Annotated in this window: 13 protein-coding genes; 3 read left to right on the top strand and 10 right to left on the bottom strand. The window is 58.3% G+C overall.

Features of this window, described 5'->3' with window-relative positions:
- The first annotated feature begins 207 nt into the window (after nucleotides 1–207).
- Complete coding sequence (locus D3871_RS24975; RefSeq protein WP_119772756.1) at nucleotides 208–2913, top strand: CoA-binding protein; 2706 nt, start codon at nucleotides 208–210, stop codon at nucleotides 2911–2913.
- Between the two features lie 537 nt (nucleotides 2914–3450).
- Here D3871_RS24975 and D3871_RS24970 read toward each other — a convergent pair.
- Nucleotides 3451–4341: a LysR substrate-binding domain-containing protein gene (locus tag D3871_RS24970; RefSeq protein WP_119771824.1), complete on the bottom strand. Its 891-nt coding sequence runs from the start codon at nucleotides 4339–4341 to the stop codon at nucleotides 3451–3453.
- Nucleotides 4342–4442: 101 nt separating this feature from the next.
- Between D3871_RS24970 and D3871_RS31455 the strand changes: the two genes are divergently transcribed.
- Complete coding sequence (locus D3871_RS31455; protein WP_274381783.1) at nucleotides 4443–4571, top strand: hypothetical protein; 129 nt, start codon at nucleotides 4443–4445, stop codon at nucleotides 4569–4571.
- Nucleotides 4572–5318, top strand: coding sequence for an SDR family NAD(P)-dependent oxidoreductase (locus D3871_RS24965; RefSeq protein ID WP_119771823.1), 747 nt, complete (start codon nucleotides 4572–4574; stop codon nucleotides 5316–5318).
- A 46-nt stretch (nucleotides 5319–5364) separates the two neighbouring features.
- On the opposite strand, the gene D3871_RS24960 is transcribed toward D3871_RS24965, so the two are convergent.
- The 9 genes from D3871_RS24960 to D3871_RS24920 are packed head-to-tail and all read right to left on the bottom strand — an operon-like array spanning nucleotide 5365 to nucleotide 14803.
- Nucleotides 5365–6540 (bottom strand): thiolase family protein, encoded by a 1176-nt coding sequence (locus tag D3871_RS24960; RefSeq protein WP_119771822.1) that lies wholly within the window; start codon nucleotides 6538–6540, stop codon nucleotides 5365–5367.
- A gap of 36 nt (nucleotides 6541–6576) precedes the next feature.
- The gene (locus D3871_RS24955) at nucleotides 6577–7362 is read right to left on the bottom strand and encodes an enoyl-CoA hydratase/isomerase family protein (protein ID WP_119771821.1); all 786 of its coding nucleotides are present in this window, start codon (nucleotides 7360–7362) and stop codon (nucleotides 6577–6579) included.
- Between the two features lie 25 nt (nucleotides 7363–7387).
- A complete protein-coding gene (locus tag D3871_RS24950; protein WP_119771820.1) occupies nucleotides 7388–8161 on the bottom strand; it encodes a TetR/AcrR family transcriptional regulator in 774 nt (257 codons plus the stop codon).
- Between the two features lie 29 nt (nucleotides 8162–8190).
- Nucleotides 8191–10008 carry an AMP-dependent synthetase/ligase gene (locus D3871_RS24945; RefSeq protein ID WP_119771819.1) on the bottom strand — a complete coding sequence of 606 codons (1818 nt, stop codon included), beginning with the start codon at nucleotides 10006–10008 and terminating at the stop codon, nucleotides 8191–8193.
- Between the two features lies 1 nt (nucleotide 10009).
- Complete coding sequence (locus D3871_RS24940; RefSeq protein ID WP_119771818.1) at nucleotides 10010–10801, bottom strand: ABC transporter ATP-binding protein; 792 nt, start codon at nucleotides 10799–10801, stop codon at nucleotides 10010–10012.
- A gap of 29 nt (nucleotides 10802–10830) precedes the next feature.
- Entirely contained in the window at nucleotides 10831–11994 is a 1164-nt protein-coding gene (locus D3871_RS24935) for an ABC transporter substrate-binding protein (RefSeq protein WP_420799692.1), read from the bottom strand.
- 33 nt (nucleotides 11995–12027) lie between these two features.
- On the bottom strand, nucleotides 12028–13068 hold the full coding sequence (locus tag D3871_RS24930) for a branched-chain amino acid ABC transporter permease (RefSeq protein ID WP_119771816.1): 1041 nt from the start codon (nucleotides 13066–13068) through the stop codon (nucleotides 12028–12030).
- A complete protein-coding gene (locus tag D3871_RS24925; protein WP_119771815.1) occupies nucleotides 13068–13952 on the bottom strand; it encodes a branched-chain amino acid ABC transporter permease in 885 nt (294 codons plus the stop codon). The genes D3871_RS24930 and D3871_RS24925 overlap by 1 nt, the downstream gene beginning before the upstream one ends.
- Nucleotides 13949–14803 (bottom strand): ABC transporter ATP-binding protein, encoded by an 855-nt coding sequence (locus D3871_RS24920; protein ID WP_119771814.1) that lies wholly within the window; start codon nucleotides 14801–14803, stop codon nucleotides 13949–13951. Before D3871_RS24920 ends, D3871_RS24925 begins: the two co-directional genes overlap by 4 nt.
- Between the last annotated feature and the right edge of the window lie 243 nt (nucleotides 14804–15046).

The following is a 15046-nucleotide window of genomic DNA, read 5'->3' as shown; positions in this document are numbered from 1 at the left end:
CATGACATCGCGTTTTTTTCCGGGGGCGCCGAGCCGCCTGCCCGCTTTGCACTCGTCGTCAATAGCGCCGCTATTGACTGCGCCTGCGCCTTGCCAGCCGAAAAAAATTCATCGATTGCATTTGTCACGCTACAGGTTGGGACTGGTGTAAATTTTTGAGGAAACAGGATGTGCGGCCATGAATCGCCGCGAAACCGGGAGAATCACATGTATAAGCAAGGTATTGAAAAGTTCAAATATTACGTAGGCATGCGGTCGCTGTCGGATATTGCGACACGGGAAGATCGCGTATGCGTACTCAACATCCTCGGCGCGGAATCAAGCGAAGTAACGCCGGTTGGCCATGCGTATTCGGGCGGCAATGTCGTTTTCGGCACTTCACCAGGGCGAGGCGGCCAGGTGCTCGCGACACCGGTCGGGAATATCCCTGTGTACAACAACGTCCTTGAGGGAATCGCCGATGGGCATCGATTCAATTGCGGTGTTGTATATCTTCCGCCTAGCGGAGCGCGTGACGGAGTGGCTGAGCTTATCCGGCTCAACTCGGAGTTGAAAAAAATATTCATCGTCACCGAAAAAATCTCCGTGCATGATGCACGCGAAATTCGCGCCATGGGTCAGATCAACGGCATCGATATTTTCGGCGCGAACTGCCTCGGCGTCGCGGATTCCTGGAACCGGGTGCGGATAGGCGGCGCCCTGGGTGGCGATGCGCCGGAAGACGTACTTCGAAAAGGCTCTATCGCGATTCTCTCGAATTCCGGCGGTTTTACAACGACCATTGCAGCCTATCTGCGGCTCATGGGCTGGGGAACGACTACCTTGGTTTCTAGCGGCAAGGATGTCTACATTCACTATGCGGCGCCCGAATTTGCCTACGCGCTGTCGACCGACGAGCGCAGCAAGGCGGCGGTGCTCTATGTCGAGCCGGGTGGTTTCTATGAAAAGGATGCCGATTTCACAAAGCCGGTAATCGCCTGCGTCGTCGGGCGATGGAAGTCCAAACTCACGCGTGCCGTGGGCCATGCCGGGGCAATGTCAGGCGGAAGTGACGATGCAGAGTCCAAGGAATGCTGGTTCATGGAAAAGTTTGGCGTGGATGGCATATACACGCCGGAACGGCCGATTTTTTCCGCAAAGGGTGCGGTAGTGACGAATATCGCGCATATCGCATCGGCATTGACTGCGGTGATGCGGCAGAACGATACACAATCGGATTTTCCACCGGAAGGAAACATGGCGCTCAAACCCTGGTTCGGATCAAATCAGGGTTTGCGGTTGCCCGTGGATCTCGATGTGGCGGTGGCAACCGCTTCCGCGCCGTACGATCGCCAGATCTTTGAACTGAACAAGCAGTTGGGCGCGGTCTTTCCGCGACAGGCGTTGAAAGATGCGTCAGGCGCATCGCAAATGGATGCGAAGACCCAGATTTCCTTCTTGCATGGCGTGTCGGTACTCGACGCCGCGCAGTACTCGGTCGAAGCGAATATATGTCTGGCCTTGCTGCGTACACCGGGTACCGAACCCGAATGCGGCCTGATCAGTTTGGCGGTCGCGTCACAAATTAACCTGTATGGAGATCCTGTCCTGTCCGCGGTCGACGCAGCGCGATCTGCCGGCAACGCGCCAAACAGCGTTTTGGCGACCGCCTGCAGCATCCTGGGGCCCGGTCGCAGCGAGCGTGCGAAAGCGATTTCCCTCCGCCTGATGGAAGTGTTTGCCAGAACTCCGCTACGAAACGGCTTCGACGAGACATGTGCGTTCGACCAGATTGTCGTTGATTCGCAGTTGCGCCGCCTGGTTGTGACAGAGCGACCCGATGAGCAGGCGGAAGCCATGCTAAGTGCGCTGGAAGCCAGAGCAAGCAAACCGGTATTTGTCCGCTTCCTGCAGACTTTGGGCGGTTCGCTGACAGCAGATGCCGTTCTGGCCGCCATCACGACCTCGATCGCCTGGGAACCGCTATCGCAAAAACGGATATCGCGTCTTACCGTCGCATCCCTGCCATGGTGGATCCGTTTGTTCGGCGTCATGATCGGCGCTTCGGTCGATCCGGCCCGTCATAAAAAGGATGAGTTCTGCGGATTCAGGCAGAAAGACATGCTGGATCGATTGTCGCTAGGCGAGATCTGCTATGTCGCCTTGCTCGGGAACACGCCTTCATCGGAAAACCTCTTTGCGTTCCAGGCATTGATCGGCCTGCTGTTGACTAACGGCCCAGGAACGATCTCCGCGCAAGGCGCGAAAGGCGCGGTGTCGGCCGACGGTCCGGAAAACCCGGAGCGGGTACAACTGAACAAGGCCATGGTTGGCTTCCTGACGCACTCCGGGTTTACGCATGGCGGCAACGGCTACGAGGGAATCAAGTTTCTTATCGAACAGTTCCAGGATACCGGCATGCTTGACCCGACAGATCCCAGGCACGGGATCGATCTGGAAAAACTGGCAGGCGAATATGTCCGGAAGTATGGACTGTACAAGGCGGATAAAAAGCTGTTGGGCGACGCCGACATCAGCAAGATTCCCGGCGTGAATCACCCGGTGTTCAAAGGCCAGCCGGTCAATTACGATCCGCGGGAACGCCACTTGAAGCAGTTGCTTGACCAGCGGGGCGACTACAACGTATTCCACGAGTATTACCATGAGCTCGTCAAGGCGCTGTTCGAGCAAGGGCTGTCACGCAACGTATATTGCGTCAATATTGATGCGGTGATCGCAGCATTGCTGCTGAAGATACTCTGGCATTCCTATCGAGGTGGACTGCTTACCGAGGCAGCCATCGAGAATGCGGCATTTACTGCGTTCCTCTATGCGCGCATGATCGGTGGAGCGGCCGAAATCGACGATCATCTGAACCGGGGACGCAATATGGATACCCGGACGCCGGCCTCGCAATGTCAGTTTGTCTGTTGAGCGGTCAGCGCGGCGTGGCGACGGGACGCGTTACCCTAGGCATGTATAACGTTCCCTGTCTTGTAAGGGGGCGTGGTTCGGTTCGGCAAGGCATTGCTTCCTCCGCTGTCAATCTCGTTGCCTTTGCATGAATGCAGGCTTTTTTGTCTGCCTTGCGTGATTAGATGGGAATTGCTCCAGGCGAAGAAAGCTCGTTCAGCACAGCATGTCAAAAGTCGGATACTGGGCACTGGTCTTTGGTGGATAGGTTCAAGCTGCTTGTTTTCAGCCATTCGGCTTTCCTACTCGAGCCAAGAGAAAGAAGTTGCTTTTAATGGCTTGCAATTGCCCCCAAGGCCTGCCATCGATTCGGGCATGCCCAGCCTTATACCAATCCCAACCCATAACGTGACATGAAATCGCGTCTTTTTCTGGGGGCGCCGAGCCGCCTGCCTGCGTTGCACTCGTCGTCAATAGCCCGCTATTGACTCCTCCTGCGCCTTGCCAGTCGAAAAAATCCGTCGATTTCATTTGTCACGTTATGGATTAGGATTGGTATTATTTCCGCATTTGATGTGTTGTGAGACGTTCCTTAATAACCTCATGAAGGCGCCAGGAAGCTGGCGTTAGTTCCGCTTGTGATCGGTGAAGCGCTAGACCGATGCTCGGTAATTCCGGCAAGCCGGCCGCGGACGGTAGCAACGGAGTCAGAGTAGCGGGCAGTCCGAATTCGGTACGGACAGTCACGCCCAGACCCGCGGTGATAGCTGCCCAGACGCCGCTCAAGCTTGGGCTCGAATAGACAATACGCCATGGAATCGCGGCGCCATCAAGCGCCTGTGTAGCCGCCGTGCGCAACTGGCAGGGCGACTCGAAGGTGACCAGAGGCAGCAAGGCTGACGGTCCCGGCCAGGCGGGTCCGGCTGTATCTGCCGGCCCGATCCAGCGTAACGGATAGCTTCCCAATATCGACATGTGAAGGGTATTGGCCCCGGTGTGCCATGCAAGAGCGAGATCGAGATGCCCATCTACTATTCCCGCCAGGAGTTCGGCATTCCTGGCCACCCTGACTTCGATCCGCACGCCAGGATGGCTGCGAGCGAACTCGCCTAACACTGCAGGCAGTAGATGCTCGCTAAAATCTTCCTGCAGTCCGAGGCGAACGGAGCCCTCGATCTCATGGCCGGCAATCGCCAGTGCCGCTTCATCATTAAGGCTCAACATGCGGCGAGCGTAACTGAGAAGGATTTCGCCCGCGTTCGTCAGTACCATTCCGCGTCCTGATTTCTGCAGCAACGGCCTGCCGGCCTGCTCCTCGAGTTTTTTCAATTGCGCGCTGACGGCCGAAGCAGAACGTCCGGCCCTGTCGGCCGCCTTCGCAAAGCTTCCCAGTTCAATACCAGTGGCAAAGCTACGCAGGGCATCAAGATCGAAGTTAACTTTTCGCATTTATCGTCCTGATTTTCAAAAGTGTCTCTTAAAAAGTTTCTGATTTTCGAAATCATCATCCGCCATTAGGATGATCAGGTCAATGAGACCTGGAGAGAAGAATGAACACAGTAAATGGTGGAAGGCTGCTCGACTTGGGACGAGTCGCACCCAAGCTTGCCGAGATATCGCGGGATGTCCTGTTCGGCGATATTCGGGAGCTTATCGACACTGATATCGGGAGTAAGTGAATGGGCACGACGGTGAAAGGCAAAGTTGCGATTGTTACCGGCGGCGGTACGGGCATCGGACGTGCGGTAAGTCTATTGCTCGCCTCGCAAGGAGCGATGGTTGCAGTGATCTACTCGCGAAGCGCACAAGACGCCCAGGACACGGTCCGCCAGGTGGATGCGGCTGGCGGCGAGGCAATTGCCATCCGGGCAAATGTTGCCGCCGATGACGAGGTCGCCAGCATGATTGACGAGGTCTTGCACAAATTTGGAAGGATCGATTACTTGGTCAACAATGCCGGGATTACTCACCAAATGACATTTGAGGACCTTGATGCAATAAGCGATGAGGCATGGGACACGCTGTATGCGGTGAACGTCAAGGGCGCCTTCCATTGCAGCCGGGCGGCTGCGCCTCACCTGAAGAAGCACACCGGTAGTGCGATCGTCAATATTGGCAGCATCGCTGGGGAAACCGGCTACGGGTCCTCGTTACCGTATGCCGTCTCGAAGGCAGCGATGCACGGCCTGACCAGATCGCTTGCGCGTGCCCTTGCGCCCGAGATCAGGGTCAACTGCCTGGCTCCGGGTGCGGTACAGACCCGCTGGTGGAGCGGAAAGGAAGAGAAAATGAGAGCACTCGCAGGTAATCTTGCGCTTAACCGCATTTCCACCCCGGCCGACATCGCTGAAACGGTACTGCTCTTGCTTACCGCCGAATCGATGACCGGCCAGATCGTCAAGGTTGAAAATGGCCAGACGCTATAGACACCGATGCGCGCTCTGCGCTAGGAGGACTTGAAGTCCACTGACTTCAGATGCGCTGAATAACCGTCGCGGTCGCCATCCCGTGTCCGATGCACATCACCTGCAATCCGAATTCTCCATCGGTGGCTTCCAGCCCGTTCAGCATCTTGCCCATCAAGGCCGCGCCGGTCGCGCCCAAGGGATGCCCGTGAGCGATCGCCCCGCCCCAGGGATTGACCTTGGCCATATCAGGACGCAGCTCGCGCGCCCATGACACGACGACACTGGCAAACGCTTCGTTGATTTCGATCCAGTCAAGGTCTGCGATGGACAAGCCGGCGCGCTCCAGGGCCATGCGCGTGGCAGGTATCACGCCGGTCAATTGCATCACCGGGTCGGAGCCGCAGGCGACTCGGCTGCGAAAACGGGCGCGCGGCCGCATCCCATCGGCGCGCGCCGTCGCTTCGTCGGCCAGTAGCACGGCAGCCGCGCCATCGGCAATCTGGCTGGCGTTGGCGGCGGTGACGACACCTTCATTCATCGGCCGGAATACCGGTGCCATCGACGCCATCTTTGCGTCATCGATGACGGCGCGTATACCTTCGTCATGCGACAGCAGTGTCGAAGCGCCATCCGCGTCGATGCCTTGGGCCGCAACAATTTCCCGATTGAGGCCGGCGGCCGCGGCAGCGTGCGCGCGGCGATGGCTTTCCTTCGCATAGGCGTCCAGTTCGGCGCGAGACAATTGCCAGTGGTCCGCGATCCGTTCCGCGCTTTCGACCTGATGAATCAGCGGATAGGCTTCGCGCAGTGCCGGATTGAGTTCGGCAAAACCTCGGAATTCATTGCTGCCCAAGGTCAGGTCCAGGAACATGGGCACGCGCGTCATGCTTTCGACGCCGCAGCCTATGGCGTAGCGGTTGTCGCCGGCAGCGATGGCCTGTGCCGCGAAGTGCACGGCTTGCTGGCTGGAACCGCACATGCGGTTCAGGCTGACGGCCGGGACTGTATAGGGCAGGCCGGCAAGCAGCACTGCAAGGCGCCCCACATTGGCGCCTTGCTCACCAGCCTGGCTGACGCAGCCGGTCACGACATCGTCCAGCTTCTCGGGCGCCAGCTTGTTGCGTTGCATGAGCTGCTGCAGGACACCGGCAAGCAAGCTATCCGGGCGAATGTCGCGCAAACCGCCCTTGCGACGTCCAAAGGGAGTACGGATTGCATCAAGAATAACGGCTTCGGCCATGGCAATTTCTTTCAATCTGAGTAGGTAGGCAAGCTGTTAACGACCGTGAAAACGGGCCGGCCGCTTGGAAAAGAAGGCATCCAGCGCTTCGGCGAAATCTTCCGTGGCGGCGCTGGCGCGAAAGTTTTCGCGCTCCAGGTCGAGTTGCGTAGCGAGATCGTTATCAAACGATTGGCGCATCAGTCGCTTCATGCGGCCAATGGCCAGCGTCGGGCCGTCAGCCAGACGTTTTGCCAACGCATCGGTCGCCGCATCCAGTTCAGCGGCCGGCACCACACGATTGACCAAGCCAAGGCGCAATGCTTCCTGGGCATCGAAGCTTTCCCCGAGCAGGGCGATCGCCATCGCGTTGCGCAGACCGACCAGCCGCGGCAGATTCCACGAACCCGACACATCGCAATTGGCCGCGACATTGACGTAGGCCAGGTTGAACTTTGCAGTATCGGCGGCGAGTGCGAGATCGCAAGCCATGGACAGACTGAGGCTGCCTCCCGCGACCGCGCCGTGTAGACTGACAATCACCGGCGCATTCATTTCGGCGAGCAAACGGACCGCCTGGTGCAGCGGTTCGATCAGGGCGGCGGCGGTGGCGGAAGAATCGGTACGCAAGGCTGACAGGTCGCCGCCTACGCCGAACGCCTTGCCGGCGCCTTTGAGCACTACGGCGCGCACGCCGGAATCGGCGGCAAGTTCGGCGCAACAGGCGCGCAGGGCCTCGGCGGCCGGAACATCCAGCGCATTCAGATTGGCCGGGCGGTTCAGGATGATCCAGGCTACCGCGCCCTCGCGGCGCAATAGAACGGGTGTTTCGGATTCGGTCATGGCGGGCTCGCTTCTGATTGGTCAACTATGCCGGGGCGGTCTTCCGGCTGCGCGTCGTGCGCTTGGGTACATCAGCGATCGCAGTCTTTTGGCTGCCGCTGTTTTGATTGCTGCACAGTCCGCACTCAAGCAGATTGATGAATTGATCGGCGATTTCCTGCGGTCCTTGTGGGCCGTCCGAACGGTACCAGCGTCCTATCCAACTGAGTGCGCCGGCAATCGCAAAGGCCGCCATTTTCGGATCGCATTTCACCATCGTGCCTTCTTCTATGCCCTGCCGGATCAGTTCGCGAAACTCAAGATCGATGGCGCCTTTCATCTGGCGCAGCTTCTTGCGGCTTTCGGGCGGCAACGGATCTTCACCCACCCGGATCACGCACATGCCGAAATCCATCGTGACGATTTCGGCGTATTGCCGCATCGCCGCCACCAGCTTATCCCGCGCGGTGCCGCCGGACTGGCCTGTAAGGCGGATCGCTTCCTGCATCATGTCGAGGCCGCGGCTGACGCACTGAAACAGGATGTCGTCCTTGTTCTTGACGTAGTAGTAGAGCGTGGGCTTGGTGATCTGCAGTCTTTCCGCGACTTCATCGAGCGAGGTGGCATGAAAACCCTTTTCATTGAAGATTTGCGCTGCAGTACGCAGCACGGCATCGCGCTTGGCTTCCCGTTCGCGCTCGATGTCGCGTGTCTTGCTCCATGGCGACGGCAGCGAGGGCGACGTTGCGCGGGAACGTGTTGCGGTTTTTGCAGATGACTTGGCCGCCGCTTTTGCCGGCGGGCTGGTTTTGGATGCCATTGGTTAACGCTTCATAAAAAGATTGCGGCTTAGCGATACATCGCTTCAATTTCCATTGCATAAGTTTTGTAGATGCTCGCACGGCGTACTTTCATCGTTGCCGTGACTTCGCCATCGTCATGGTCGAGTTCCTTGACCAGCAAATGAAATTTCCGGATCTGCGATACCTGCGCCAGACGGCTATTGCCGGCATCGACTTCGGCCTGGATCAGCTTGAGTACTTCGGGCGACTCGACCAGCGACCGAAAATGCGTGAATGCGATATTACGCGCTTCCGCCCACTGCGCGACAGCTTCGTAATCGATCTGGATCAGCGCCGATACATATTTCCGCGCTTCCGCGATGACGATGCATTCCTTGATGAAACGGCTGGACTTCATCGTGTTTTCGATTTCGGATGGCGTCAGGTTCTTGCCGCCGGCGGTGATCATGATGTCCTTCAACCGATCGACGATCTTGAGCATGCCGGATTCTTCCGCCACCACATCGCCGGTATGCAGCCATCCGTCAACGATGGTCGACGATGTGGCTTCGGGAGTCTTGTAATACCCTTTGAAGACGACCGGACCCTTGATCTGCAACTCTCCCTGTGGGGAGAGCCGGTAGTCAACGCCCAGCGTCGGTACACCGACATTGCCGGGACGCGCAGCATCGACTTTCTGTCCGAGCACCATGCCGCTGGTTTCCGTCATTCCATAAACTTCGACCAAAGGAATACCCATCGTGCGAAAGAATCGGACGATACCGGGCGAGATCGGTGCGGCGCCGGTCAGCGCGATTCGCGCGGCGCGCAAACCGATGAAATTTTGCAACGCGCGAAATACCAGCAGGTACCAGAACGTAAAAAGCATCTTCTCGGATGCCGAACGCTGATGCGTTGCCTTGTCGGAAAAACCGTCGCAGGCGCGCATGGCCTGTGCAAACAGCCACCGCTGCAAAGCTCCGGTTTCCTGCATCTTGATCAGGATCGCCGAGTGCAGCTTTTCCCAGATGCGCGGCACGCCAAGGAACATGGTCGGCGCCACTTCACGCAAGTCTTCCTGCACGGTACGAATGGATTCGCCGAAATCGACGCGCGAACCAAGGTACAGCGGCACGAAAGTCGTGAGCATCTGCTCCGCGACATGGCAAAGCGGCAGATAAGAGAGGTGAGCGGTATGTCCGTCCAGTCCAAGGCGATCGATCACGCCGGGCGCCATGGCAGCAATATTGCCGTAGCTGATCATGGCGCCCTTGGGCTTGCCGGTCGAGCCCGAGGTATAGATGATGAGGGCGATGTCTTCCAGCGTTTGCGCATCGAGGCAGTCATCGATCAAGCGCAGGTAGTGGTGCTCATGCGCGGCACCCAGTTCTTCGAGTTCGCCAAAGCCGATGATGCGCGTCGGATCGAGCGCCTGGGTTTCAGCGAATCCCTTGCGTTCCATCACGACGATTTTCTTCAGCAACGGCAGTTGATCCAGCGACGCAAGCACCTTGTCCGCCTGCTCCTGGTCTTCGCATATCACCAGTTCCGCGTCGGCATGGTTGAGCACATAGGCGATTTCATTGGCCGGACTGGTTGGATAGACGCCGACCGTGACCATGCCGACCAGTCCGGCGCCGAGTTGGGACAACACCCACTCGATCCGGTTTTCCGAAAGAATGCCGATATGCGCGCCGGCGCGCAGGCCGAGCGCATGGTAACCGAGCCCGACATGCCGCGCGCGTCGATAGTAAGCGGACCAGCTCACCGGGCGCCAGATCCCATATTCCTTCTGGCGAATGGCCAGTGCGTCCGGACGCAGTTGCGCTTGCTGGCGCAGCATCTGCGCCTGGGTCTTGTCAAAGGATGCGGCGAGCGTGTTCATATCAGGAAAGCCAGCGCTTGCGGCGCTTGTAATGTTTAAGTTCGCGGAAACTCTTTGCACCGCCTTCCGTGCCGACACCGAGATAAAACTCGCGCACATCGGGATCGGCTGCCAGTTTTTCGGCGCTGCCATCGATCACGATCTTGCCGGTTTCCATGATGTAGCCATAGTCCGCCACAGCCAGCGCGACGGAGGCATTCTGCTCGACCAGCAACATCGACACGCCGCGCTCGGCATTGATGCGGGCAATGATGGTGAAAATGGTTTCGACCAGCACCGGCGACAAGCCCAGCGACGGTTCATCGAGCAGGATCAGTTTCGGCTGTGCGACTAGCGCGCGTCCGATCGCAAGCATCTGCTGTTCGCCGCCGGACAGATAACCGGCCAGGCCCTTGCGCCGCTCATACAGGCGTGGGAAATATTCATACACCAGATCGAAATCCGGTTTCCTTCCATCAGTGAGCGCATAGCCGGCGGCGACCAGGTTTTCCTCGATGCTCAAGTCTTCAAACACGCGCCGTCCTTCCATCACATGGAACAGCCCGGACCGCACCAGTTGGTGCGGACTGCTGCCGGTGGTCGCCTTGCCATCGAAACTGACTTCGCCGCGCGTCATGGCGCCGTCTTCCAGCGGCAGCAGATTGGACACGGCCTTGAGCATCGTCGATTTGCCCGCGCCATTGCTGCCCAGCAGTGCGACGATCTTGCCGCGCGGGACTGCCAGCGACAGGCCCCGCAGCACTTGCACTGCCTTATTGTAGACCACCTCGATGTTGTTGACTTCGAGGACCATGCCGTCGCTTGCGCTCACGTCTTCCCTCGCTATTTCAGGGTGATCCAATCGGATGCGGGCACCATCTTCTTTTGCTTCATGTCAGCCTTGTAGACGCGCCCGACCGGGATGGAATTGCCCTTGATGGAAATCGGTGTGCCGATGAGACCGCCAGTGTCGAAGTTGCTGATCGAATTGAGCGCGGTTTTCATGTTCGAACCGGTCAGTGGCTTGCCCGCATCCAGCGTACGCTTGGCCGCTTCGGTCAGCAGCATCGCGGCCAGGAAGCCCTGGGTATAGCCGGTGGTCTGGTATTCCGGACGCAGTTGGCGGATCTTTTCCAGCATCGGCGACTTGCCCTCGGTATCGTAGTAATAGCGATATGGCATCACACCCATGAAACCATCGGCATTGTCGCCCATGCGCATCACGGTCTGATGGTCCATGCTCCAGAAGGTGCCCATGAATTCAGTCTTCATGCCCAAGGACTTGGCCTGGTTGATGAACTCCGGAATCGGTGCCAGCACATAGCCATGGAAGATCGTGTAATCCGGCGCGGCACGACGCAGCTTGATCACTTCTGCCGACACGTCGACGCTGGTGGGCGGCGTGACGATTTCCGCCACCATATTCAGGTTGAGCTTCTTGGCGGTGTCGCGCGCCTCGTCCACCGGATCGCGGCCGAATTCTGTATCCGAGTAGACCAATGCGACCTTCGCACCCGGCTTGGTTTTGGCAATGTAGTTCAACAGGATGCTGACCATTTCCGTGTAGTCGGGACCGACCATGAATTGCGACGGATATTTTTTGGGATCGTTGATTTCCTTGCCGAACGAAGCACCAGTCATCAGGATTGATCCCGCTCTTTCGATTTCGGGATTGACGGTCTTGGAAAAGCCGGTCGAGTCGGCATAATACAGATTGACCTTGTGCTGGCTGGTGATCTTCTTATATGCCGCCATGGATTGATCGACCTTGTACGCAGTGTCTTCCGGCACGTAGAGCACCTTGCGTCCCTTGATGCCGCCTGCATCGTTGAGCATCTTGACGTAGTCCTTGATCCCTTGGTCGATCGCAATGCCGGCAAAGGCAAATACGCCGGTCATCGGGATCGAACCGCCGAGCACGATGTCTTCCTGTTGGGCCGAGGCCGAGGCGGCCATCGTCATGGCGCTGGCCGCCGTCAATGCGGTGATCCATTTTTTCATTTGCATGCCAAACATCTTGTCGTCTCCTCTTGTCAGGGCCTATGTCCGGAATGGCCATAGGTGGAACACGCGGCGGATGCGTCGCCAGATCTCCGCCAAACCATGCGGTTCAAGGATCAGAAACAGCACGATCATCAAACCGAAAACAATGGTGCGCACCGGCGACAGCACCAGCGTCGCATTGCCGCCCAGCGGCAGCCAGCCGACAATCAGCTTCAGCAGTTCCGGCACTAGAGTCATGAAAACCGCTCCCAGCACGCTGCCGAGAATGGTGCCCATGCCACCGACGATGACCGCTGCAAGAAAAAAGATCGACATGATGAGAGGGAAGCTTTCCGGCGTCACCAGCCGGAAGAAATAGGCAAACATGCCGCCCGCCACGCCTGCATAGAACGAGGACAAGGCAAATGACATGAGTTTGTAGCGCAGCAAGGGAATGCCGAGCACGGCCGCCGAGATATCGCGGTCGCGGATCGCGATGAAGGCGCGTCCGATACGGGTACGGAACAGGTTGGCAGCACCGAACAGCATCAGCACGGTAATGGGAACCACGAACCAGTAGATGCGGAACGAGGTATCAAGCTCATTGCCGAGAAACGTGGCGGGCGGCACCGTCAACCCGCCGGTGCCGCCGGTCAGGCTTGCCCAGTGTGAAAACAGGAAGTGCGTCATGAACCCGGCGGCGATGGTAGCGATGGCCAGATACAGCCCTTTGACACGCAGCGAGGGCAGGCCGACCACGATGCCGCCTATCATCGCGACCACGCCGCCCGCGAGCAGGTTCAGCAGAAATGGCGTGCCATATCGGATCTGTAAAATGGCCACGGTATAAGCGCCAAGTCCCATGAAGGCGGCTTGGCCGAGGCTCACAAGACCGGTATAGCCGGTGAGGATATTCAAGCCTATGGTGCTGGCGATATTGATCGACACCAGGCATGCCAGATACAGCCAGTAATCGTTGGCCACGAAGGGAAAGGCCGCGAGCATCAGTACCAGCACGCCGAACCACGTCTGTTGTGTCGTGCTGTCGAACAGGGCTTCATCGACCCGATAGCTTTGTTTGGCGGAGCCGATGCGCATTACAGCCTCTCGATTTCGTGGGTGCCGAACAGGCCGTAGGGCCGGACCAGCAGGATCAGCACCAGCAGGCTGAATGTGGCGAGCAGTTTGTACTCGCCGCCGAGATAGGTGCCGGCCCAGGCCTCGATCAAGCCCACGAACAAGCCGCCGACCAAGGCGCCCAACACACTGTCCAGCCCGCCGAAAATCACCACGACCAATACCGACAGGCCAAATACCCCCATCGTCGACGACAGCCCGCCGATCGTACCGACCACGATACCCGCCACGCCGGCAATCAGGGCTGCGAAGCACCACGACAGCGAAAACACGCGCGGCACATTGATGCCCATCGAATAGGCTGCCGCCTGGTCGGATGCGGTCGCACGCAGCGCGATGCCGCCGCGCCAGAAGCGGAAGGTCAGCAGCACCAGCGCAATCAGCGACACGGCGATCCAGAAGCCATAGAAAATTTTCGGCGGCAGGAAGGCTTCGCCAATCTGGATCGGCGTCGTGGGCAGGAACTCGGGCAAGCGTCGTTGATCCGCGGTCCAGATCAATTCGACCAGTCCGACCAGAATCGACGACAAGCCCACTGTCACCATGAAGGAAGAAATCGGCGATTCGCCCAGCATCGGACGTATCATCGTGCGTTCGATCAATGCCCCCAGCGCAGCCACGCCGAGCAGTGCCGCCGGCACCGAGATCCAGAGCGGCAATCCCAGTCCGGCCGAGAAGGCAAAGAACAGATAGGCGCCGATCATCAGCATGTCGCCGATCGCCAGATTGACCACCCTGGTCGCCTTGTAAATGATGACAAAGGCCAGGCCGGTCAGCGCATACAGACCGCCGGTGCCCAGGCCGGCCAGCGAAATCTCGAGGAAGAACAGCCAGTCGACATTCATGCCGCGGTCCGCATGGTTGCACCTTCGGCCTTGCGTGCGGCAGCGCTGAAACGTGCGCGCAGCGCGAGCACATCGCCGGAGCCCAGATACGCCTTGATGACCTCGGGATTGGCCTGCACTTCCGCCGGCCTGCCGTCGGCAATTACCTGGCCGAAATTCAATACGATCACATGGTCCGACAGATCCATCACCATCCCCATGTCATGCTCGACCATCAGAATCGTGATGCCCCATTCGCGCCGCACTTCGAGAATAAAGCGCGCCATGTCTTCGGTCTCTTCGCGATTCATGCCGGCAACCGGCTCATCGAGCAGCAGGATCTGCGGTTTCATCGCCAGTGCGCGCGCCAGTTCGACGCGCTTTTGCAGACCGTAGGAGAGGGAAGCGACAGGCGCCTTGCGGATATGGTCGATTTCAAGAAAGTCGATGATGCGCTCTTCGATTTCCTGCCGCAGCTGTTCTTCCTCGCGCCGCGCGGCCGGCGTGAAGAACAGGGCAGCGAGCGGCCCGGTCTTCAGATGGCTATGCCGTCCCAGCTTGATGTTATCCAGCACGGTCATGCCACGGAACAGCGCAATATTCTGAAAGCTGCGCGCCAGTCCCAGCGCTGCGCGCTTCGGCGGCGGCACGCCGGCCAGACTGCGTCCGCGAAAGCGGATATCGCCCGACGCAGGCTTGTAAAAACCGGAAATGGTATTGAATACCGACGTCTTGCCGGCCCCGTTCGGGCCAATCACGGAAGTAATCGAACCTTCCGCAACACGAAAGCTGACCTCGTTGAGCGCCTTGATCCCGCCAAACGCGAGCGTGACGCCCTCAACCTCAAGTATGGGGTTGTCTCCTGCATGCAAAGCCGTCTCCTCGTTTTTATACAAACTACGGACATGCTGCAACTTTTGGAAATCTATTTACTCGTCAGTAACATGAAAAATACTAGCACATAAAAGCGCGCACGCAACGCTATTTATTGATGTTGACAGGTGTTTCGCCGATTTGTCGCTGGCATAAAACGTTTATGCCAAAGCGCACTATAGTACCGGCGCGTATGGGAGTTACCTATAGTTATCCCGGCTTTCAAGAGCTCGTCCAATCGA

Origin of the sequence: Noviherbaspirillum saxi, assembly GCF_003591035.1 — a bacterium.
GTDB lineage: Bacteria > Pseudomonadota > Gammaproteobacteria > Burkholderiales > Burkholderiaceae_D > Noviherbaspirillum > Noviherbaspirillum saxi.
The sequence above is the reverse complement of the archived record's forward strand: the minus strand, read 5'-3'. Positions and strand labels throughout refer to the sequence as shown.

Excerpts from the sequence above, each read along its gene's own strand:
- D3871_RS24975 (WP_119772756.1), top strand. The coding sequence starts at position 208 with ATGTATAAGCAAGGTATTGAAAAGTTCAAATATTACGTAGGCATGCGG.
- D3871_RS24970 (WP_119771824.1), bottom strand. The coding sequence starts at position 4,341 with ATGCGAAAAGTTAACTTCGATCTTGATGCCCTGCGTAGCTTTGCCACT.
- D3871_RS31455 (WP_274381783.1), top strand. The coding sequence starts at position 4,443 with ATGAACACAGTAAATGGTGGAAGGCTGCTCGACTTGGGACGAGTCGCA.
- D3871_RS24965 (WP_119771823.1), top strand. The coding sequence starts at position 4,572 with ATGGGCACGACGGTGAAAGGCAAAGTTGCGATTGTTACCGGCGGCGGT.
- D3871_RS24960 (WP_119771822.1), bottom strand. The coding sequence starts at position 6,540 with ATGGCCGAAGCCGTTATTCTTGATGCAATCCGTACTCCCTTTGGACGT.
- D3871_RS24955 (WP_119771821.1), bottom strand. The coding sequence starts at position 7,362 with ATGACCGAATCCGAAACACCCGTTCTATTGCGCCGCGAGGGCGCGGTA.
- D3871_RS24950 (WP_119771820.1), bottom strand. The coding sequence starts at position 8,161 with ATGGCATCCAAAACCAGCCCGCCGGCAAAAGCGGCGGCCAAGTCATCT.
- D3871_RS24945 (WP_119771819.1), bottom strand. The coding sequence starts at position 10,008 with ATGAACACGCTCGCCGCATCCTTTGACAAGACCCAGGCGCAGATGCTG.
- D3871_RS24940 (WP_119771818.1), bottom strand. The coding sequence starts at position 10,801 with ATGGTCCTCGAAGTCAACAACATCGAGGTGGTCTACAATAAGGCAGTG.
- D3871_RS24935 (WP_420799692.1), bottom strand. The coding sequence starts at position 11,994 with ATGCAAATGAAAAAATGGATCACCGCATTGACGGCGGCCAGCGCCATG.
- D3871_RS24930 (WP_119771816.1), bottom strand. The coding sequence starts at position 13,068 with ATGCGCATCGGCTCCGCCAAACAAAGCTATCGGGTCGATGAAGCCCTG.
- D3871_RS24925 (WP_119771815.1), bottom strand. The coding sequence starts at position 13,952 with ATGAATGTCGACTGGCTGTTCTTCCTCGAGATTTCGCTGGCCGGCCTG.